Here is a 21,317-nt window from a genome sequence, read left to right as displayed (position 1 = left end):
TGAGAGACTTTTCCACCTGTTGGAAAACGTGCTCAAACTAGCTGACAGTATAGACATACCATAAAACGTGGCAGGCATAGTTAATCCCATACGTTACCTAGAAAACAACGAGTAAGGTAAATAAGACATAAACGATAATGAATAGTGAATAGTGAATAGTGAATAGTGAGGCTATGTAACGGGGGTAATTAAAATGAACTGAAAAATCATTAAAGATAACTGTTGTTTAGAACGTCATTAGTCAATCAAGCAATCCTGATCCGCTAATCTCAGCTTATCACGTTTTTCAGCTCATATTTGCGAGTTATTGCAAAATATCTTTGTTGATTTTTACAATGACTTTTTTGATTGGCCCAGGCATATCATGAGGCGCGACCAGTGGACGATGTGGCTGACCTGGATAAAAAACAATAAAATCGCCGCGACTGAGCGTCACATATCGCTCATCTTTAACTTGACGACTAAAAGCGATATCTTTTTCGTCGAACTGATCATCATCGATGTTTTGGAAAGTTTCAATGCCAACACCGTAGCTTTCGTCACCTTCAAGTAACCATTGTATATCAAGATATTGACGATGGCATTCTGGGATACGTTCATCTCCTGGATGAGTATGATCACTCACAACCATAAAGAAAGCGTTATCACCTTCAACTTCATATCGACCTTCTGCTGTAGAAGTTTCTAAGCAGGCTTGTACCGTGGAAAAAATTTCACGAATTTTAGGGTGTAACACTTGAGTAAATGATAATTCATTTACATTGCCAATATACATATAGGCTCCTTTAGTGGATATATGCGGGCATTCTAGCGGTTCCCTGTTATGGGGTAAACTGATTTAAAATGGTAGGTTATGCAAAATTGGTCGATAAATATTTTATTGCGCAAAAAGCAAACAAAAAAAGGTGAGGAACCTCCTCACCTTTCACTTAAGAACTAAAGCCCCACTGTTAGCGTCTGTTATTTACTAACCGCGGCAAAAGCTTCTGCTACTTTTTCAATATTATTCTCATTTAAACCCGCGACACACATACGGCCGCTAGCGATTAGATATATGGCGTGCTCTTCGCGCAGTAAATCTACTTGAGTCTGCGTAAAGCCCGTATAACTAAACATGCCTTTTTGTTTAATTAAGTAACTAAAATCTTTCTCAGGACATAAATCAAGCAAGCGTTCAAACAAGGCACTACGCATATTTGCCATGCGCATTTTCATTGTATCTACTTCTTCTAACCATTGCTCTTTTAAGCCGGTATTTAAGACACCTGACACCAATTTTGAGCCGTATTTAGCAGGACTTGAGTAGTTACGACGCACCGCGGCTTTCAACTGACCCAGCACATTGGTCGCGACTTTATCATCAGCACATACAATAGATAAACCACCAACGCGTTCTGCATATAATGACAATGTTTTTGAGAATGAATTACTCACAAGGAATGTCATATCAGTACGCTGTGCCATTGCTCGAATAGCATAAGCATCTTCGTCCACTCCTTCCGCAAACCCTTGGTATGCCATATCGAAAAAAGGAATCAACTCACGCTTAGCCAAAACATCAATTACTTGATCCCACTGAGTCGGGGTTAAATCGACCCCCGTTGGGTTATGGCAACAAGGATGGAGTAGCACAATACTCTGCGCAGGTAATTCTGATAACGCAGATAACATACCATCAAAATTAAGCAGTTTGGTTTGCTCATCAAAATAAGGATAAGTGTCGACTTCGAACCCCGCCCCTTTAAAAATCGCATGATGATTTTCCCAAGTAGGATCACTCACAAACACTTTTGATTGCGGGTAATAACTTTTTAGAAAGTCACCGCCAATCATTAACGCCCCCGAGCCACCTAACGTATGGAGCGTGGCGATACGATTGTCCTTCAAAGCCTGACTGTCTTCACCAAAGACCAGCGATTGCACGGCAGCTTTATAATCAGCCGTGCCGTCCATTGGTAAATAAACACACGGCTCTTCCGGTTGGTTTTGATAATTCTGAGTCGCTTCACGAACCGAGTCTAGCGTCGGAATGCTGCCTTTATCATCATAATAAAGGCCGATACTCAGGTTAACTTTATCCGCCGTTTCATCAGCAAAAAATAATTCCATCAATGATAAAATTGGGTCGCCCGCATAGGGCGGTACATGATTAAACACAGTCATACTCCTTGTTGACTAAACGGTATAGCGGTCTTTGCGATGATTCAACGCAATAATAAGATTAAGCATCAGCCCACAGATAATCGATAACACGAGCTCATATGTGCTAATGACAGAGAGAGAAACTAACATAATAACCACATCGCACGCCATGAGTAACCAGCCAGCTCTTAGGCCAGTACGATCTTGAATGAACAGCGCGAGTATATTAAAGCCACCTAAGCTCGCTTTATGGCGGAATAAAATAATAAAGCCAGCACCAAACAAACACCCACCAAACAAGGCTGCATAGATAGGTTGTAAATACTCAATGTGAATAAATTGGTTTTGTATGTTAGAGAAAAACGACACCATAGCGACGGCTATAAAGGTTTTGATTGAAAATTCCCAGCCCATACGACGAATGGCAAGATAATAGAAGGGTAAGTTAATCAGAAAGAAAATAGTGCCAAATTGCACGCCAAACTTGTAATGCAAAAACAGCGATAACCCTGCGGTGCCTCCAGTGATCATTCCCATTTGATTTAGGAACAATACGCCAAGCGCGACTAAATTAGCGCCCATAAGCATGGCAATAACATCTTCAAACCAGCGGTGGTGAATTATAGCGGGAGTTTTAGCCGGAGACGATTGCTCGGCATCAATAACGTCAGACATGATACTTTCCTTGTGACAGTCTTATGCAACTTAGATATAGCCACAATTAAACAGTAGCGCCGCTCAAAATCAAGTAAAAATGCATAAATAACACAAAAAATACCAATATCATGCATTGACTGACTATATTTTCTATTGAAATGCACAATATTCGCAATTTAGATCGCAATACCGTTCTCTTTTACACGATCCAAAACAACCGACGTTTTTATATGCGCGATGAGTTTTGTATTGAAGATGCGATTAATCAATTCATTTAAGTTAGGTAAGTCCGATACAACACAACGTAATGAATAGTCGCCATCTCCTGTCGTTTTATACGCGTCAAATATGGCCGGTTCCTGATGAATATAATCTAAAAATCGTTGAGCCTTATCTTCTTCATGACTGAGCAACTTTACTTCCACCATGGCAACCACTTCTTGTTTAAGCGCGGCGGGCGCCAAACGAGCTTGATAACCTAAAATAAATTGGTGCTGCTCTAAATGGATACGGCGGCGAGAGCATTGTGAAGCCGAAAGCCCGACCAACTCACTCAGCTCTTGGCTGGTTAAGCGTCCGTTCTCTTGTAGTAACGTGAGAATTTTTACGTCATGGTGATCCAATTGATCGTTACTCATAATCCATCCCTGTTTAGTCAGTCGTATCAATACAGTTAAAGTCATCTTTGATTAGACGATAGTGTCTATAAGAATGCAAGATTGTTAACAGCCCACCTCTCATTTCAACGAGTTGTATATCTCTCTTGTGCGACCCCGTCGTTATGCCCACTTTTATCGTCTATTTACACTGACTTATCCGCTATTGACTGTGATATTGTGCCATCTTTACATAGAGTTACGCTTCTCAAGCCCCCTTTTTAACATAACGATGACAAAACTGTTTAAAATTTATTTCACAATGCTGCACACGTATGATGAACAGTGTACAATTAATTAGTAAAGAACAGGTACACTTGAGGATTCCATGAGTAACAAGCACAGTGATGTTTTTGTCCACATGATAGAGCAATCAGATACCATCTATTGGTTGAAGAAATGTGGTGAAGACAAACGTAACGTTCTAAATAAGACGATCAACTTTTATTTGAATCACCAAAAAGGCCTATCTCACCTGTCGTTGACAAGCGGGTTATCGCCTAAGGAGCGTTTTAATAAGGAAGTATCGATTTTAGAATATGCAAATGAACAGCATTTACCCATCCCTGAAGTTGTATTTAAAGGGCGCTCGTTCTTTGTCACTAAAAATGCTGGTGAGCCATTACACCGAGCAAATCCATCACTGCATCCAGAATTATTCAAAAAAGCGGTGGCGACTTTGGGCCAATTTCATAGAAAAGGGGTCATCCACGGCAGGCCAGCTATGCGAGATATCGTAGTAAACGACAATGGCGCTGTGACTTTTTTAGATTTTGAAGAAGCAAGACTGTCTAACAACCCCACTTTGCGCGCGCGCGATTTTCTTTTATTTTTGTTGGACTCTTATCGCTTAAAATCTGTCACTCAAGAACAGCGCTTGGCCGCTCTGATTCATTGGTACCAAGAATTTGGTGAAGGCACTGACAAAACGTTTCAGCTGATTGAATCAACATTAGGTCGTATCGGTTGGATCGGTAAGCTAATTCTGACATTTCGCCGTAACCGCTTATCAGCGCAACTCTTAGAACTGCGCAGTTTACTAGCTGACTTTGAAGCAGCAAAACATCAACAACACGATACAGTGTCTTCTTTTTACTAGTGCACATTCTTGTGGCATTGATGATATAAACTGCATTTTAAACACGGCACTAGTATTAGCTTATTGAGCCAGTTGTATGGGTAGATAGTATACGACATGGGTTACCACTGGCGACGACATTATCAGGGATAGATTCTGTCACCACCGAGCCACTCAGAATGTGAGTATTTCTACCAATAGTGACGCCTCCCATGATAGTGCAGTGTTGTTCGATAACCGAGTGTGCTTTAACGCAAATGGGTTTTGCGTAAGCCAGAGCATGACGTTTTTCATTGACCACCAATGAATGCCCTGAACATGCTAAACACACGTGATCACCAAGTGTTACATTCTGTCCAATATGTATCTCTTCACTATCGTACATAATACAGTCTTGACCGATACAAGCCTCGCCAGCAAAATAAACATTAAAACCAAAATCACACCAAAACCCTTCCCCTACGCTGATTGGACTTGGGCACTCAGCGACAATGGTTTGTATCCATTGATAGCGTTGCTCTACCTCATCTTTAGATAACTGATTCAGTTGATGTAAGCGCTGCTGAACGGTGCACTGCAGATAGTTGAGATCGCAATTTAGACTACTATATAAATCATGGAGAGAGTGCGCATCATACTGAGTCATAAACGTGCCTTTTTATTTCATGGTCTAGGGTTACTATTCACTCTAACAAGCTCGCCCTTTAAGTATCAATCGCTAATAAAGAAATTACTGAATATCGTCATTTCACGGGGGCCAACAGCTCGTTTAAGGTTCACGTCGCGATACATCAGCGGTATCCAATAGAGAGAAAATATCCTAATAACCTCGGATCTATCGACATGATATTAAGTGGTCAAAAAACACTCAAAAAGAATAAGAATCTTATGTGTCACGAACATGACACTAATATTACACAATATAGCCACTACCTATCACAGTGAGAAATAGGACTTACTCTACCTATTAAAACCCCTCGTTAAATACACGATTAATATGACATTAATATGTCATTTTTAGCAAAATAGACCCCCATTTTTGGAAAGTTATATTTAAAAATGACGCTTTTCAACCCCTATCGATGCTCTTAACATCCTATCTCGAAACAACAAGTCATCTTTTCTTTTAGGGATTCAAAAATGAAAAAACTCGCTGTCTTAGCTGCTGCTTCATTATCTGTGTTATCAGCTAGCGCATTTGCCGATACTACAATCAATGGCGCAGGTGCCACATTCCCATATCCTGTTTATATGAAATGGGCAAAGGAATACAAATCAGAAACAGGCATTAAACTGAACTACCAAGCAATCGGTTCAGGCGGTGGCATTAAACAGATTTCTGCAAAAACAGTCGACTTCGGTGCATCGGATGCGCCTCTAAGTGAAAAACAGTTAGAAAAAATCGGTCTGACTCAGTTCCCAGCAGTCATGGGATCTATCGTTCCAGTTGTTAACGTAAAAGGTATTGCACCAGGAGAACTCCGTATTTCGGGTAAACTTCTTGCTGATATCTACCTAGGTAAAGTGAAGTACTGGGATGCAAAAGAAGTCAAAGCGGATAACTCTTCTCTCTCTCTACCACACCAACCTATCGTAACCGTTCACCGCTCTGACGCGTCTGGTACCTCGTACAACTACACGGGTTACCTATCAAAAGTTAACTCAGATTGGAAAACGCAAGTAGGTCAAGGAAAAGAAGTCGTTTGGCCAAAAGCAGCAACCAACTTAGGCGGTAAAGGTAATGCTGGTGTTGCTAACTTAGTAAAACGTACTCCAGGCGCCGTTGGTTATGTTGAGTATGCGTACGCAGAACAGAACAACCTGACTTACACCGCTATGAAAAACAAAGCCGGTCACTATGTTGAACCAACGCTAAAATCTTTCCAAGCGGCTGCCGCAAACGCAGATTGGAAATCAGCACCAGGTTTTGCTATTGACCTGAATAATCAGCCAGGCGCTGAATCTTGGCCGATGACTGCCGCGACCTTTATCCTAATGTATAAAGATCAAGCGAACGCTGACAACGCAAAAGAAGTGCTTAAGTTCTTTAACTGGGGCTACAATCATGGTGAATTAGCTTCATCACTTGGTTACGTTCCAATGCCTAAGTCAGTTGTTTCAATGGTTGAAGATATGTGGTCGAAAGACATCAAAGCAAATGGCAAAGCCGTTTACTAATTGAACCTCATAACGACAAGTGGACCTCTGACTGTGTCAGAGGTCTTATTCCATATTCAATAAATGGTAATGTATTGTGATTGCTACTCACGCGACTTATGACCGATGCTTTAAACAAGGAAGCTTTTTCAGTGCTTTCTTGGTTACCATCACGATGGCAGCTATTTTTGCGACCCTTGTTGGGGGCGCTATGCCAGCCATTAAAGAATTCGGTTTTAACTTTATTTTTAGTACCCGTTGGGATCCGATTAACTTTGTCTTTGGTGCAGGTAATGCTTTATATGGCACCTTAGTTTCCTCTCTTATTGCTGTAATACTCGCCACACCAGTAGGCATTGCTATCGCTATTACACTTTCGGAATTAATGCCGAAATGGATTTCTTACCCTGTGAGTATCGCCATAGAGCTACTGTCAGCGGTACCAAGTATTATTTATGGTATGTGGGGCTTATTTGTATTTGCGCCGTGGTTTGCCAACGGTCCACAGCTTTGGATGCTTGAGCATTTCAGTGGGATTCCCGTAATTGGAACTTTATTTGGTGGCGCACCACTTGGTCAGGGCTTGTTAACCGCAGGTATCATTCTTGCGTTTATGATTTTGCCGATATTGACCGCATTAATTAAAGATGCGCTGAAAACCGTCCCTAATGTATTACGCGAGTCATCTTACGGGATTGGTGCGAATACATTCGAAGTCATCACTAAGGTATTATTACCCTCGATTAAGAGTTCTATTTTTGGTGCCTTTATCTTGGCACTGGGGCGCGCCCTCGGCGAGACGATGGCCGTCACTTTCGTAATTGGTAATTCGCAAAACGTGAGTTCATCACTCTTTATGCCGGCTACCTCAATTTCGTCAACCATTGCTAACCAATTCAATGAAGCGGATGGACTAAAAATGTCATCACTACTCGCGCTTGGACTGGTACTGTTTGTTGTGACGTTTTTTGTGATGGGTTATGCCCGAATTCAGTTACGTAAAGGTAGGGCTTAATCATGAAAAAAAGCAGACAAGTAAAAAACTGGCTTTTTAAAGCCGCCTGCTATTTGGCAACCGGTATCGGTCTATTCATCCTCGCGGCAATCATGTATAGCTTGATTGAAAAAGGTACTAACGCGCTGTCTCTAGACGTCTTTGTAGAATCTGTCCCCGCTCCTGGAGATTCAGGCGGTGGTCTAGCCAATGCGATTGTCGGTTCGTTAATGATAAGCTTGATGGGCATTTTAATTGCCATTCCAATCGGTGTATTAGCTGGAACTTGGCTTGCAGAATTTGGACGTGATTCAAAAGTTGCAGACACCATTCGCTTTATGAACGGTATGTTGATGTCTTCACCATCGATTTTGATTGGTTTATTCGTCTACTTACTCTTTGTCGCGCCGTTTCATCACTTCTCAGGTTGGGCTGGTGCGATTTCATTGGCAATTATTGCCTTACCCATGATCATTTCCACCACGGAAGAAATGCTCAAGCTCGTCCCACCTAGTCTGCGGGAAGCGGGCGCAGGTATTGGCGCACCATTATGGAAAGTGACCACCGCACTCAGCTACAAAAGTGTTGGTGCCGGGATCATTACCGGAATCTTACTGTCCTTTGCACGTATCGCAGGTGAAACTGCCCCATTACTATTCACTGCACTGAGCAACTCTTTTATGTCTTGGGATATGTCTGGTCCAATGGCCAACTTACCTGTGACGATTTACAACTTGGCGATGAGCCCTTATGAAACATGGAACGATCTCGCTTGGACTGGTGCCCTGATCATCACCACAAGTATCCTTGCGCTTAATATTATCTCTCGTTCCATTCCATCATTACTAAATAGGCGGAAACTATGATGTCCTCGTTTGTTGAACCCAATACTATGACTCCTGCTATGGAATCTGAAACTCATAACGTTGAATCCGAAACACGCATGAGTGTGGAAGGTCTTAATTTTTTCTACGGAGAAAATAAGCAAGCACTGTTTGATGTGAATATGCCTATTTATAAGAATCGTGTAACCGCAATCATCGGTCCATCGGGTTGTGGTAAATCAACGCTTTTACGTACTATGAACCGCATCTACAAGCTGTACCCAAAACAATCAGCAAAAGGGATCATTAAGCTAGATGGTAAAAACATCTTAGACAAACAGTGTGATTTAAATGCCCTGCGTGGCGATGTAGGCATGATTTTCCAAAAACCGACCCCGTTTCCAATGAGCATTTATGAAAATATTGCTTTCGGTATTCGCTTAAAAGAAAGCCTATCGAAAAAAGAGATGGATGAACGTGTCCAGCTAGCATTGGAACAAGCTCGCCTATGGAAAGAAGTATCAGACAAATTACATACTGACGCTTCGGGTTTATCGGGTGGACAACAGCAACGTCTGTGTATTGCTCGCTCTATCGCGCTACAACCAGAAGTATTACTGATGGATGAACCGACTTCTGCACTTGACCCTATCGCAACACAGGGTATTGAAGAGTTGATTACGAAGTTACGTCGCGATTTCACTATCGTCATCGTGACTCACAATATGCAACAAGCAAAGCGTATCTCAGACTACACAGCCTTTATGCACTTAGGTAAGCTGATTGAATTTAATCCAACCAAGAAAGTGTTTGAGAACCCTGATCAAACCATGACAGCTGAATATGTTGGCGGCGAATTTGGTTAATAACTGCCCCTCATAAATTGGCTAATAAAAAAGCACCGAGCAATCGGTGCTTTTTTCTTGTATCAGCAAGGCTGATAAAGACTTAAAACCGCATCGTTTTATTTAACGGTACAATATTAGATAAGCGGCTAGCAATACGGTTACGCCCGAGCCGTTTTGCTTCATACAAATACGCATCGGCCTCCGCCAGTACACGTTTCAGATCTTCATTACCTGTATACATAGCAATACCTAAACTCACAGTAATGGTCCCAACATCCGGAAAATCATAACTTTCCACCGCTTGTCTAAGTTTTTCGGCCACATGTTCCGCCTCGTTAAGCGCAGTTTCCGGACAGACGATCATAAACTCTTCGCCGCCCCAACGCCCAACTTCATCCACGGTGCGAGTATTGGTATTGAGCATGATAGCCAGTTGATAAAGCACTTTATCGCCGACCAGATGACCATATGTATCATTAACCGATTTGAAAAAATCCACATCAAGCATAATTACCGAAAACTTAGAACCATAACGGCGAGCTCGCTCTTGCTCTTGAGCTAAACACTTATCGATTTTAGCGCGATTATAAATTTTGGTAAGTGAATCCATTTCAGCCATGAGTTCGATTTGTTTTTTTTCTGTTTTATCTGAAGAAACGGCCATGTAACCACTGAGCTTTCCATATTCATAAATGGGTAATATCGTACTAAATAACCAAAACTCATGACCCGACTTACTGATGTTATGAAATTCGCCTTGCCATGATAACCCGGCTTGGAGCACTTCCCACATCTCATCATGATTCACTTCTTCGGGATTGAAGCTAAGCACATCGGCTGTTTTACCAATCAACTCTCTATCGTAATAACCACTTAATAAACTAAACGCACTGTTTACTTCTGTGATATTTCCTGTGAGATCGGTTTTCAGCACTGGCACTGATTGATCCATAATTTTTAAATATTGATCGCGCTCTTTTGAGACACGTTTTAAACGCGAGATCATCCGCGACGGTTTCACCGCAAGAAATGAACCAAAAAGAATTGAAAAAACCAACACTAACGAGATCATTTTAGCGAGATAGGCGGATCTTTCTTCCGCTTTTGCATTCAAAAAGTGATCATTAGGGCGGCTATAAAGACTAATACTGTCCCGACTACGAATCATGCGTAGTTTATAGCGAGTGAGTTGATGCTCCTGCAATTCTTTACTGGCATTGATATCAACAATATTAAAAGTATGCTGCAAAGTAAAAGGATAAGGTTGATTGTCTGCTTGCGATGCTGGAGTGTGTGAAGAAGCAATAATATCGCCATTACTTGCCACTAAAAAAAGATCAAGCTGCGCATTCGTCGTCAGCACTTTAAGAGGTAACGTCATGTTAACAAATAACCCGATATACCCTGAGAGAGTCTTATCATTATAGATAGGCACAACACCCAAAACTAACGGGATATCTGGCTGGTCATCAAGCCGGTAGTAACTGGAATGTCTTATCGAAGATAACTGAGCCAAATGTGGGGTGCTTGTGCTCATTGGCCACTCATTCGGAGTAATACGCTTGATACCTTTTGACTCAGTATCAAGGACTAAGCGATTACGCTTATCTACATACATGGCCTCTTGAACCCGTCCATTCGTATCGTAATATTCAATGCGATAATTGGCTTTAGAGGCACTGATTACCCCAAACATCCATCTTTCGAGCTTAGGCGTCACGTGTTCAACGCTGTCTGCTGTATCTTGCAACAACCATTGATTGCTATTCACATTATCGATAGAACGTAGAGCTGATTGAGTAAAATAATCTAACGTTGAGTCAGCTCGGCGTTGCTGAAATTCGGTACTTTCGGCAATAGATTGCTGCTGTAGTTGGTCAAAGAAGTTATCGAGTAAATACAAGGAAAACGATAGGACTGACACCCCAAACACAACGAAATAGCCAATAAACTTCCAATACACGCGCTCTTTTACCACATGACTTCCCTTTCAAATCTCACGTTATACTCAATAAGCTTAGCAGCAAAGCAATGAAGTGCATGAAAACAACATGCATAATTATGATGATTCATGAATCGCTTCCAGAAAGTAAAGGGGATGACGGTAACTTTTCGTGCTCAGCTTGTACTGTCCTGACTTTTATTCCCCGTGTAAACTTGATATCGTCAAAAGACACTCATTGACCTCAATAGCGATCATGAAAATATTTAGTAACTTTGACAGCGGTAATATACACGTTATTCAAGCGCACACTCGCGACGATATTCAATTGTCGATTCCTAACGATAACCAATCAGAGTTCTCTCAATGGTTCCACTTTCGTTTAGAAAGTGAATCACAAAAAGAACATTCGATTACCATTACAGGGTTGAAAGAATCTGCGTATCCAGAGGGTTGGCAAGATTACGATGTGGTTGCTTCTTACGATCGACAAGAGTGGTTTCGTATTCCAGCGCAATTTGATGGCGATACATTAAGTTTCACCGCGATACCTGAATGTGACTCCATGTACTTTGCTTATTTTGCCCCCTACTCATATCAACGCCATCTCGATTTGCTACATCAAGCCCAAACCCACTATTTGTGCCGCTTAGAAACTCTAGGACAAACACTCGATGGTCATGACATGAGCTTATTGACTATCGGTGAGCCGAGTGAGACTAAAAAGCGTATTTGGATCACAGCTCGTCAACACCCAGGAGAAACGATGGCTGAGTGGTTCATGGAAGGATTGATCGAACGCTTACTCGATGATACCGATACCGCGGCACGTGCTCTTTTAGACAAAGCAACGTTCTATTTAGTACCGAATATGAATCCAGATGGCAGTGTTCGCGGCCACTTACGCACGAATGCCATTGGCACAAACTTAAACCGAGAATGGCAAACGCCCAGCTTAGAGCGTAGCCCAGAGGTTTACTACGTGCGCGAACGGATGGAGCAAACAGGCTTGGATATGTTCTTAGATATTCATGGTGATGAAGCCCTGCCTTATAACTTCGTCTCTGGTAGCGAGGGAATTCCGAGCTATGACGAGCATATCGCGCAGCTGGAAACTCAGTTTAAACAAGCGCTGATGACCATTACTCCGGAATTTCAAGACGAGTACGGTTATGACAAAGATGCGCCGGGCAGTGCGAATCTAACCGTCGGTTCTAATTGGGTGGGTGAGCGTTTTAAAACTCTAGCTTACACCATTGAGATGCCATTTAAAGATAACGCTAATCACCCTGATGAGCTTTATGGATGGAGCCCTGAGCGCAGTGTTGCTTTTGGTGAAGATACGCTAGCGGCTATCTTGCAAGTCGTTGATCATTTGTAAATAACGCCAACGTTAATCTTTATGTGGTAAAAAGGCCAATACGTTACCGTATTGGCCTTACTATTCTCTTCACCGCTTAAATCGTTAACTCACGATGTGCTGCAGTCCAATCAAGACGGCGGTTTCTGGATCGAATAGCGGCATAGCAATCCCTACATGACAGAGCCACTCACCACTTAAGGTGACCGTTTCTTGCATCCACTGTGGCTGACGATTAACAATATCGTTGACCCCCTGCGGCGCATCAATCAACGTGATCTGGTAGTGTTTCTCAGGTTCTAAACCAGGGATTCGTAATCGACCCGATAAGGAATATGTTCCCATACCGAGCTGCGTAATAGCCATTAACGCTTGTGATTTATCCTTTGCCACTACCACAACACCTTGCTGTTGCTGTGCATCATCCAAATTTAAGCGATACGTAACTCCATGATGTAACATATCGCGCCACTGTTTATGCAATTCGACATAGTAATGAAATGCGGCTTTTTCTTCGCGAGAGGCTTTAACAGGATCGAGCTCCAATCCCATATGGCCGAAAATAGCCGAAATACCACGTAATGACATCGCATGAGTACGTCTGGTGGAATGGCTGTGCGTCGCACCTATATGTGACCCCATCACTTCTGGAGGGAAAAAGTAACTGAAGCCTTTTTGGATTTGTTGGCGTTCCAACGCATCATTATTATCCGATGTCCAAAAGCGGTGCGTGCGGGTTAACACTTCATAGTCAATGCGACCACCACCAGCCGCGCAAGATTCAATCTCTACATGCGGATGAGCTGCATTGAGCTTATCAAGCAACGCATAGTAAGCGTTCACTTGTCCAACACCTGAAGCAACACCACCATGTCCGGGTTGAACAATCTCTCGGTTCATATCCCATTTAATGTAATCAATCGGATAGGTTGATAAAAAATGATCCAAACGTTCATAAAGATAGTCAAATACCGCCGGATTTTGTAAATCCAGCACATATTGATGACGCCCTGTCGGTGGCTGATACCCATCCACTCCCAACACCCATTCGGGGTGGCGGCGATACAACTCGGATAGCGGATTGACCATCTCTGGTTCAAACCACAAGCCAAACTCCATACCCAGATTATGGACATGCTCGATTAGCGGTAATAAGCCGTGCGGATACTTACCTTCATCAATAAACCAATCACCGAGTGATGAAGTATCATCATTACGCCCAGCAAACCAACCGTCATCGATAATAAATCGCTCAACACCGATTTCTTTAGATTGGGTCGCCATTTGCATAATGTAATCAGGGTCATGATCAAAATAAATACCTTCCCAAGTATTTAAATGCACAGGACGCGGTTTACTAACTCGCGACTGCAAGATCTCTTGTCTCACATGATTATGAAATTGCTGGCTCATACCATTCAATCCCGCATCGCTATAACTCATATACAGTCGCGGCGTGGTAATGCTGGCATCTGATTCTAAATAGATTTCCCCGGGTAAATATAGCGCTTCGGCTTGTACCACGCGTCGCCCATCCGCTTTAACATCGACTTTCATACGATGGTTACCACTCCAAGCCAAATGCGCGCCCCACACTTCTCCTTGCTCGTCATTAAATCCGCTCGGTCCTACCATAAAAGCAGGATAGTGTTCATGAGATGTCCGACCTCGACGGTTTTCCTGGATAAAGCCACCGGCCGTTAATGCCGTTCGCGTTTGCTGAAACTCTTTCACCCATCGTCCGTAATACGACAGCACTTCACTGGCTCTTTCCGGTAATGGTATCGTATTGGCCAAGCGTGTGACACTGTAGCCTTTCTCGCCTATGTTCGTCAGTGTTTGCTGCATTTGCAAAACATCGTGTTGATCTAACGTCACCGACACCGATAACTGGAGTTGGGCGCGTTGGTCTTGGCTCTCTATGACCAGCTCCCTTTCCGTGTGGTGGACCGCAGTAATGATAAACTCAGGCGCCCATTGTTGGCCATTACGATGGCCCTCTAACCCAGGAGAGCCAAACTGACCACGTGCTAACTGCGGATTCAGAGAAACGGGAATATCGTCATCCAATCGGCCATATGGAATCGGCCGAGCCAACGCCGTCAGCGCGTTACCCGCTTCCATGCCGCTTTTAAGAATACGTCCATAATAGACGATTTCAGCCACCTCATTGACCTGCACAATTAACTGAGAACATGTACCTTTAAGCTGATAAAACTGAGTATCCATTTACGCTTCCTCCATCAGATGATGCAAAGGAGAAAAGGTTAACTGATACTGATAGCCAGTATCTTGCAATAAATATTCTTGATGGACACTCGGTGTCCAAGAATCATCGCCGCCAATCCCCATGTGATAAGCATCAAGATGAACATGCAAATACTCATCAGACACCAGTTCATTCGTATGCTTGGCTTGCTCTAGGGTTGTTTGACTGTATTGACTGACAGAAAAATGAAAGTGACCTGTGACCTGTAAACCACCGATCGTTAGCTCTTGGGTATCACAACGTAATCCGTTGTCCGTTGGAAATATATAGGGGGTGTGCATATCGGCGATCGAACGCTGATACTTTCCAATACGCGCAGAGGTTTTACGATCAGGGTAATTTTCATGTGGCCCTCGTCCTAACCAACTCACCGTCTCTTGCCAAGGCACAGCCGCCTGCATGCCAACACGGGCTAAAGAAGGTAGCGCCGCTTGACGTTGTACTTTCACCTCCACGGTCATTTGTTCACGAGCACAGAACTGATACGTCCAACAGGTGGTTAATACCACCTCGGCATGCGCAGAGTGAGCAAACTGCACAGCAATACGCACGCCACGCTCATCTTGCTGCGTGTCAATATGCGTGCATTGCGACGATAAGGCATCTAAGCCAGCCGCTTTCCATTGCGCCATGCAACTATTTGGATCGGGGCGGTCAACTTCACTGGTACCAATATCGTTATCCAAGGGAGCACGATAAAAACAATCACGTAATGGTGCAATCCATTGCTCCTCGCCTTGTATACTCCAATGGGTTAAATAGCCACTGTGCTTATTCAATTGCCACTCACTGGCACCAGCGGAGATGGTGATAGATGTGTCGTTTTCGGCCAGTGTCACACCACCCTGACTAGGTTGAGGTTTTAACCCGTCATAAGCTGGTTTTAAGTTAAATTGTGCTTGCGCTAAGCTGTGCCCGACATGAGCCCAAGCCGTTGGCTTAGCTAATAAAATATCCACATTCAAGTCGTAGCGTACTTCTCGCGGCCAATGTTGCTGCAACAATTCAAGTGCAATTGTGTGTGTATCGAGTGGTGAAATAGACAAGGCAGTTTCTCCATACTCTATCTCGACACCATCTTTAAGCAATGCCCAACGACATAATATGGCTTCTTGGCTAAATAAGTGTTCACTGGTAATCGCTAACTGCCCGTCAGCGTATTGAATTTGATAGAATTGCTGTGCATATTTCGCTTCTATTAACGCAGGGTGCGGGGTTCTATCTGGCCAAATGAGACCATTAATACAAAACTGACGGTCATTAATATCATCACCAAAATCGCCACCATAAGCCCAATAGGAGGTGCCATTGTCGTCTGTTTTTTCTAAGCCCTGATCGACCCAATCCCAAATGAATCCACCTTGTAATCTTGGATATTGGCGAAATGCATCCCAATACTCATGGTAGCTACCTAAACTATTGCCCATCGCATGAGCATATTCACACAAGATTAACGGTCGCTGCTCACCCGGCTGGCTAATCCAATCTTTAATGGCATATTTAGGATTCGCCCCGCCTTGATGCTGATCGACACGAGCATACATCGGACAAATGATATCGGTCGCCGCGGTATTAGCACCGCCCCCTTCATATTGCACTGGCCGCGATGGATCACGCTGCTTCGTCCACTGGTACATAGCGTGATGATTAAAACCAATACCGGACTCATTACCCAATGACCAAATAATCACTGACGGGTGATTTTTGTCTCGCTCGACCACACCGATCATGCGCTGCATATAGGCCGAGTTCCATTGAGGGTCATCGGATAGACGACACATTGGAAATTGCCCATGGGTTTCGATATTCGCTTCATCCACCACATACAGCCCATATTGATCACAAAGCTCATACCAACGTGGATGGTTAGGGTAATGGGCAGTACGTACCGCATTAAAATTATGCTGTTTCATCAAAACAATGTCTTGAATCATGCTTTCTTCATCAACAGCATGCCCCGCCACGGGATCGTGTTCATGGCGGTTAACACCACGAATTAACAAAGGCTGACCATTAACTTTCAATAAGCCATCTTCAATCACCACATTGCGAAAACCAATATTATAAGCTTCACAATCAATTATGTGTCCTGCCTCATCTAACAAGCTCACCACACAACGATATAGCGTGGGAGTCTCCGCCGTCCAATGTAAGGGCCGAGTAACATGCAATTGATGATAAGTACGATCGCTCCAGCCGCCTTTTTCATCCACATCAAACGCGGCCGTACTTTGGGTCGCCTTTCCCTGTGTCGCTACCTCATCCCCATGATGATCAAACAGAGATACGGTCACAGTATGCACCGCTGAGCATTGACTCAATGTGGTAGTCACCGCTAAGTGACCATCCACATATTCTCGGTCAAGGCTTGGCTTAATGAACACATCTTCGATACCAATAGCCGGTTTTCGATATAAATAGACATCACGAAAGATACCGCTAAGCCACCACATATCTTGGTCTTCTAAGTAGGAACCATCGCTCCATCTCATGACCATGACGGTAAGTCGGTTGCGACCCTGCTGTACTTGAGATGATAGATCAAACTCTGCGGGTAAACGGCTGTCCTGTGAATAACCAACCCAAACGCCATTACACCATACATGAAAAGCTGAATTGACCCCCTCAAATACAATACGCAATGCCTCATTGTTTAAGTCGTCAACCATAAAATCACGCGCATAGCATCCAGTTGGGTTATCTTCTGGAACATAAGGAGCGTTATCGACAAATGGGTATTTCACATTGGTATAGATAGGTTTATCAAAACCTTTTAGCTGCCAATTACTCGGTACACAGATAGTATCCCACGTCGATAAATCCGTGTTGGATTCAATCACGGATGCCTCTACCTCTTGCGGTTTGGTGAATAATTGGAATGCCCACTCGCCATTAAGGTAGTGACGATTGCTGTTGCCATTCACGGCATCAGACACAGTGGAGTAATGATGCAGCGGCGTATGTGCGGGGCGGGTTCCTAACTTAACAACCCATTGATTTTGCCAATCCTGGCTGGCGATAATATCGTGAAATGTACGCATACAAGACCTCGTTGTGACGACAAAAAAGGGAACAAGGTTCCCTTTTATCTATTTGAAAAACATATCGGTTTCGACTGTAATATTACTCGTTAGCTGCATGTAGCTGTGACGACGACGTGTCATTTTTTTCTGGAGGAGTAAATCCATCATGTAGGAAATAGTAACGTTTATAAATAATCGCACTAATAAGCATGAACAATATCGGTAAACCAATCATCATCAGATTAAGTCCAAAAATAGTGTCCGCTGTTTGTTTAACATTCGGCACATAACCAATCGCAGACAAGCCAACACCGACAATGAACGCACCCGCAGCACCCGCAAATTTGACTAGCATTGTCTGTACCGAGAAAATAACACTTTCGGTACGTCGGCCAATTTTATGCTCACCGTAATCAACTACATCGGCCAACATGACAGTTTGTAGTGCATTGGCAATACCTACACCAAATTTAATCGCCGCGCCGGCTAAACCGATTAGAACCACATTACCTGGTGCAATTAAACCCATCACCAACAAAACAATACAAGATAGGATCGGCATACCACATGCGATAACCCAAAGATTTTTACGCGGTAAAATAGACGCTAATTTCGGGAATAAGAATACGCCCGCCACTTCCGCACCGCCGGCAACCATCATGTAGGTCGGAAATAAATCTTCATTACCGATAGCATAAGTAAAGTAATAGATAGCAAAGCCACCCACCAACAAATTCGCAATTTGAAAACACAAAACAGTACCGATCAGCGCTTTTAACTGATCATTTTTACCGATAATAGAAAACGTTTCTTTTGCAGAAAATTTCTCCGTGAAAACGGAAACTTGTACTTTCTCTTGCACATTTTTAAACGTAATAAATGCACTAAGAATAAAGAATACAGCGATAATACAAGCCGCATAAAAGAACCCTTGTCCTTGATCGCCTTTACCGAGATCTTTCACAATCGCAAGCCCATAACTTCCGGTAATAAACCAAGCGAAGCTAGCGAAAAGACGTGGCCAGACAACTAACTTTTCTCGTTCTGGTCTTGAGTCAGAAATCGCTGGAACCATCGACCAAAAAGGAATATCCATAATGGTATAGGTCAATCCCCAGATAATATAAATCGCCGCGGCATAGACATAAGCTTCACTACCGGAAAACTGATGCGTACTAAACAAGGCAAGTAACACCCCAGCATTAATCAATGTCCCAATCACGATCCAAGGGCGAAATTTACCAAATCGAGAGCGAGTATTATCAACCACGACCCCCATCAAAGGATCCGTAATCGCATCGAAAATACGTGCGGCTAAAAAAATACTCCCGACATAGGCGCCAGGTAGCCCGACGACATCGGTAAAATAGAACATCAAAAAGATATAAATTGGAGCACAGGCGAGATCTTTACCAAATGCGCCCAACCCATAGGAAAGCTTGGTTTTTAAAGGTACTTGTGTTGTAGGGTTCATCGTTCTGGACCTTATGAGGTTTATTATATTACGGCGTATTATAAAAACTTTATAAGTAAAATCTGTGATCACACCATTAACATTGGAAACGTTTACACTTAGTGATAATAAATAAGAAATGCGTCACATTTTAGTAATAAGCGACCGAATTTATAGGGTTTTATGAGATTCACTTCAAAAAATTACGGCTTACTGACTAAGTCTAAACACAAACAAAACAAAAGATGTGTAATCGTTATCACAGATATTTTGCGTTGTGATAAAGAACGAATAAGAACTCTATACTGTCGATACAAAAAAGCACCCTCCAATGGAGAGTGCTTATTATGAAACCAGATGAATTAGATGGATGAACTACACTGTCACCACTTCTTTTGGATTCGGGCCAAATTCGTTGCTACCTGCGACGCTGTCTTGTACCACAAAGTACAATAGAATCAACGAACCTATAATGGGAATAAAACTCACCAAACACCACCAGCCAGAACGCCCTGTATCATGTAAACGACGCACCGTAACCGCTAATGCTGGTAGAAAAATGCCCAGTGAATAAATCGAAGTAAACACTTCTGTATGAGCCATACCGTTGAGTACAAAAAGCGCAAGCAAGATGATTAAGTTAACAAGATTAAACATCCAATATTGTTTGCGTCTCGCTCGCCCTGAAAATTCTGCGTATTGTTTGAGTACCGATAAATACCACTGCATTGAAACCTCTCTCTATTTTTATTTTTTAAAACTAGCCATAGTGATCAACTGACATACTTAGCGCGTCAACTTATCAATTCATGGTAAGGAATTCTATAATAATAGAAGATCCTGTCACTTTGTTGACTAGAAGTTGATCTTAAGCGAAGAATAATGCAAAAAAATCAGGCATTACCACAATCAACCACTTAAAGTCGATGCTGATAATGCCTGATTATGATGTTCAGTATTGCTCGTCCATGCTATCGCATGTTACTAAAAGTCGCGATTATAAAGGAAAGACCGCGCAAATTTTATTATTTGCAGGATCTCGCAAATATGCAAGATACAACTGACGAGTACCATTATCTCGAATGCCCGGAGGAGCTTCGCATTCAGTGCCACCGCTTTCTAGACCCTTAGCATGCCAAGCATCCACGGCATCTTTACTCTTCGCATGAAAGCCGATCGTCATACCATTACCATGGGTCGCAGGCTCACCGTCAATCGGTAACGTCAACGCAAACACACCTGTATCGGTTTTATAAAAACATCGACCACGCTGATCAATCTGTCCTTCAGGTATATCCAACTCGCTCATTATCGCATCATAAAACGCTTTTGATTCGCTAATATCATTCGCACCTAGCATTATGTGAGTAAACATTGTTCGCCTCATCCTTATATAATCGTTATTTCAGTGTGCTATAAATGGCTTTCAGTGTCTATGAGTGAATCGTCATCATGACTCTAACTATTCATCACTCTGCTGTTTATCGCTCTCTGGTAAATAGGGTTGTTCTAAAAAGTGACACATCGCTTTGACCGTTTCTTCGCTACAGTGATGTTCGATGCCTTCGGTATCGGCATGAGCAATAGATTCTGGCACACCTAACTTGAGTAACATCTCAAACACTATACGATGACGATACGCGACTTTCTCGGCAAGTGCTTGGCCTGCGCCAGTCAAAAAAATACCTCGATATGGCATCGATGTGACGAGCCCCTGCTCATTGAGACGTCGGATCATTTTTGACACAGCCGCAGCACTGACACCAAAGCGTTGCGCTAGATCTGTACTGCGCACTTCTCCATTATGCTTAAATAACGTTGCAATTTCTTCCACATAATCTTCAACAAGTTCGCTTTGATGGTCCGCTTTTACTTTATTAAAATAGTCACTGTGCTTGGTTTTTTTCATCGCGT

At 42.9% G+C, this 21,317-nt stretch carries 18 protein-coding genes; 6 read left to right on the top strand and 12 right to left on the bottom strand.

The window, feature by feature from the left end; translation table 11 throughout:
• Positions 1-304: 304 nt before the first annotated feature.
• From OCU30_RS05090 to OCU30_RS05075, 4 genes are all read right to left on the bottom strand, one after another.
• Complete coding sequence (locus OCU30_RS05090; protein ID WP_077313407.1) at positions 305-775, bottom strand: NanQ anomerase/TabA/YiaL family protein; 471 nt, start codon at positions 773-775, stop codon at positions 305-307.
• A gap of 185 nt (positions 776-960) precedes the next feature.
• A complete protein-coding gene (locus OCU30_RS05085; RefSeq protein WP_261821304.1) occupies positions 961-2,157 on the bottom strand; it encodes an amino acid aminotransferase in 1,197 nt (398 codons plus the stop codon).
• An 18-nt stretch (positions 2,158-2,175) separates the two neighbouring features.
• Positions 2,176-2,817 carry a YitT family protein gene (locus tag OCU30_RS05080; RefSeq protein ID WP_162494401.1) on the bottom strand — a complete coding sequence of 214 codons (642 nt, stop codon included), beginning with the start codon at positions 2,815-2,817 and terminating at the stop codon, positions 2,176-2,178.
• Between the two features lie 158 nt (positions 2,818-2,975).
• Positions 2,976-3,437 carry an Lrp/AsnC family transcriptional regulator gene (locus OCU30_RS05075; protein ID WP_077313409.1) on the bottom strand — a complete coding sequence of 154 codons (462 nt, stop codon included), beginning with the start codon at positions 3,435-3,437 and terminating at the stop codon, positions 2,976-2,978.
• A gap of 346 nt (positions 3,438-3,783) precedes the next feature.
• On the opposite strand from OCU30_RS05075, the gene OCU30_RS05070 reads away from it, so the two are divergent.
• On the top strand, positions 3,784-4,554 hold the full coding sequence (locus tag OCU30_RS05070; protein WP_077313411.1) for a BUD32 family EKC/KEOPS complex subunit: 771 nt from the start codon (positions 3,784-3,786) through the stop codon (positions 4,552-4,554).
• A 55-nt stretch (positions 4,555-4,609) separates the two neighbouring features.
• Here OCU30_RS05070 and OCU30_RS05065 read toward each other — a convergent pair whose 3' ends face one another.
• Positions 4,610-5,179: an LbetaH domain-containing protein gene (locus OCU30_RS05065; RefSeq protein ID WP_077313413.1), complete on the bottom strand. Its 570-nt coding sequence runs from the start codon at positions 5,177-5,179 to the stop codon at positions 4,610-4,612.
• Positions 5,180-5,673: 494 nt separating this feature from the next.
• Here OCU30_RS05065 and pstS point away from each other — a divergent pair, with 494 nt between their 5' ends.
• The 4 genes from pstS to pstB all read left to right on the top strand — a co-directional run bounded on the left by pstS (position 5,674) and on the right by pstB (position 9,374).
• Complete coding sequence (gene pstS, locus OCU30_RS05060) at positions 5,674-6,711, top strand: phosphate ABC transporter substrate-binding protein PstS (protein WP_077313414.1); 1,038 nt, start codon at positions 5,674-5,676, stop codon at positions 6,709-6,711.
• 73 nt (positions 6,712-6,784) lie between these two features.
• Positions 6,785-7,705 (top strand): phosphate ABC transporter permease subunit PstC, encoded by a 921-nt coding sequence (gene pstC / locus OCU30_RS05055; RefSeq protein WP_077313416.1) that lies wholly within the window; start codon positions 6,785-6,787, stop codon positions 7,703-7,705.
• Positions 7,706-7,707: 2 nt separating this feature from the next.
• A complete protein-coding gene (gene pstA / locus OCU30_RS05050; RefSeq protein WP_077313418.1) occupies positions 7,708-8,550 on the top strand; it encodes a phosphate ABC transporter permease PstA in 843 nt (280 codons plus the stop codon).
• Positions 8,550-9,374 (top strand): phosphate ABC transporter ATP-binding protein PstB, encoded by an 825-nt coding sequence (gene pstB / locus OCU30_RS05045; protein ID WP_420856678.1) that lies wholly within the window; start codon positions 8,550-8,552, stop codon positions 9,372-9,374. The genes pstA and pstB overlap by 1 nt, the downstream gene beginning before the upstream one ends.
• An 82-nt stretch (positions 9,375-9,456) precedes the next feature.
• Here the strand turns inward: pstB and OCU30_RS05040 are convergent, their stop codons facing one another.
• Complete coding sequence (locus tag OCU30_RS05040) at positions 9,457-11,334, bottom strand: sensor domain-containing diguanylate cyclase (protein ID WP_077313420.1); 1,878 nt, start codon at positions 11,332-11,334, stop codon at positions 9,457-9,459.
• A 220-nt stretch (positions 11,335-11,554) separates the two neighbouring features.
• On the opposite strand from OCU30_RS05040, the gene OCU30_RS05035 reads away from it, so the two are divergent.
• Positions 11,555-12,679, top strand: coding sequence for a M14 family metallopeptidase (locus OCU30_RS05035; protein WP_077313421.1), 1,125 nt, complete (start codon positions 11,555-11,557; stop codon positions 12,677-12,679).
• Positions 12,680-12,763: 84 nt separating this feature from the next.
• Here the strand turns inward: OCU30_RS05035 and OCU30_RS05030 are convergent, their stop codons facing one another.
• The 6 genes from OCU30_RS05030 to mntR all read right to left on the bottom strand — a co-directional run bounded on the left by OCU30_RS05030 (position 12,764) and on the right by mntR (position 21,312).
• Positions 12,764-14,887, bottom strand: a complete 2,124-nt coding sequence (locus OCU30_RS05030; RefSeq protein ID WP_077313423.1) for an alpha-galactosidase — start codon at positions 14,885-14,887, stop codon at positions 12,764-12,766.
• A complete protein-coding gene (locus tag OCU30_RS05025) occupies positions 14,888-17,968 on the bottom strand; it encodes a beta-galactosidase (protein ID WP_077313425.1) in 3,081 nt (1,026 codons plus the stop codon).
• An 82-nt stretch (positions 17,969-18,050) separates the two neighbouring features.
• Positions 18,051-19,424, bottom strand: coding sequence for a melibiose:sodium transporter MelB (gene melB, locus OCU30_RS05020; protein WP_077313427.1), 1,374 nt, complete (start codon positions 19,422-19,424; stop codon positions 18,051-18,053).
• Positions 19,425-19,778: 354 nt separating this feature from the next.
• Positions 19,779-20,132 (bottom strand): DUF805 domain-containing protein, encoded by a 354-nt coding sequence (locus OCU30_RS05015; protein WP_077313428.1) that lies wholly within the window; start codon positions 20,130-20,132, stop codon positions 19,779-19,781.
• A 268-nt stretch (positions 20,133-20,400) separates the two neighbouring features.
• A complete protein-coding gene (locus OCU30_RS05010; RefSeq protein WP_077313430.1) occupies positions 20,401-20,778 on the bottom strand; it encodes a VOC family protein in 378 nt (125 codons plus the stop codon).
• An 87-nt stretch (positions 20,779-20,865) separates the two neighbouring features.
• A complete protein-coding gene (mntR, locus tag OCU30_RS05005; protein ID WP_077313433.1) occupies positions 20,866-21,312 on the bottom strand; it encodes a manganese-binding transcriptional regulator MntR in 447 nt (148 codons plus the stop codon).
• Positions 21,313-21,317: the final 5 nt, after the last annotated feature.

Source organism: Vibrio palustris, assembly GCF_024346995.1.
Lineage (GTDB): Bacteria > Pseudomonadota > Gammaproteobacteria > Enterobacterales > Vibrionaceae > Vibrio > Vibrio palustris.
Note: the sequence above shows the minus strand (reverse complement) of the source record. Positions and strands in the feature narration are given on the sequence as shown.

Excerpts from the sequence above, each read along its gene's own strand:
- OCU30_RS05090 (WP_077313407.1), bottom strand. The coding sequence starts at position 775 with ATGTATATTGGCAATGTAAATGAATTATCATTTACTCAAGTGTTACAC.
- OCU30_RS05080 (WP_162494401.1), bottom strand. The coding sequence starts at position 2,817 with ATGTCTGACGTTATTGATGCCGAGCAATCGTCTCCGGCTAAAACTCCC.
- OCU30_RS05075 (WP_077313409.1), bottom strand. The coding sequence starts at position 3,437 with ATGAGTAACGATCAATTGGATCACCATGACGTAAAAATTCTCACGTTA.
- OCU30_RS05070 (WP_077313411.1), top strand. The coding sequence starts at position 3,784 with ATGAGTAACAAGCACAGTGATGTTTTTGTCCACATGATAGAGCAATCA.
- OCU30_RS05065 (WP_077313413.1), bottom strand. The coding sequence starts at position 5,179 with ATGACTCAGTATGATGCGCACTCTCTCCATGATTTATATAGTAGTCTA.
- pstS (WP_077313414.1), top strand. The coding sequence starts at position 5,674 with ATGAAAAAACTCGCTGTCTTAGCTGCTGCTTCATTATCTGTGTTATCA.
- pstA (WP_077313418.1), top strand. The coding sequence starts at position 7,708 with ATGAAAAAAAGCAGACAAGTAAAAAACTGGCTTTTTAAAGCCGCCTGC.
- pstB (WP_420856678.1), top strand. The coding sequence starts at position 8,550 with ATGTCCTCGTTTGTTGAACCCAATACTATGACTCCTGCTATGGAATCT.
- OCU30_RS05035 (WP_077313421.1), top strand. The coding sequence starts at position 11,555 with ATGAAAATATTTAGTAACTTTGACAGCGGTAATATACACGTTATTCAA.
- OCU30_RS05030 (WP_077313423.1), bottom strand. The coding sequence starts at position 14,887 with ATGGATACTCAGTTTTATCAGCTTAAAGGTACATGTTCTCAGTTAATT.
- OCU30_RS05025 (WP_077313425.1), bottom strand. The coding sequence starts at position 17,968 with ATGCGTACATTTCACGATATTATCGCCAGCCAGGATTGGCAAAATCAA.
- melB (WP_077313427.1), bottom strand. The coding sequence starts at position 19,424 with ATGAACCCTACAACACAAGTACCTTTAAAAACCAAGCTTTCCTATGGG.
- OCU30_RS05015 (WP_077313428.1), bottom strand. The coding sequence starts at position 20,132 with ATGCAGTGGTATTTATCGGTACTCAAACAATACGCAGAATTTTCAGGG.
- OCU30_RS05010 (WP_077313430.1), bottom strand. The coding sequence starts at position 20,778 with ATGTTTACTCACATAATGCTAGGTGCGAATGATATTAGCGAATCAAAA.
- mntR (WP_077313433.1), bottom strand. The coding sequence starts at position 21,312 with ATGAAAAAAACCAAGCACAGTGACTATTTTAATAAAGTAAAAGCGGAC.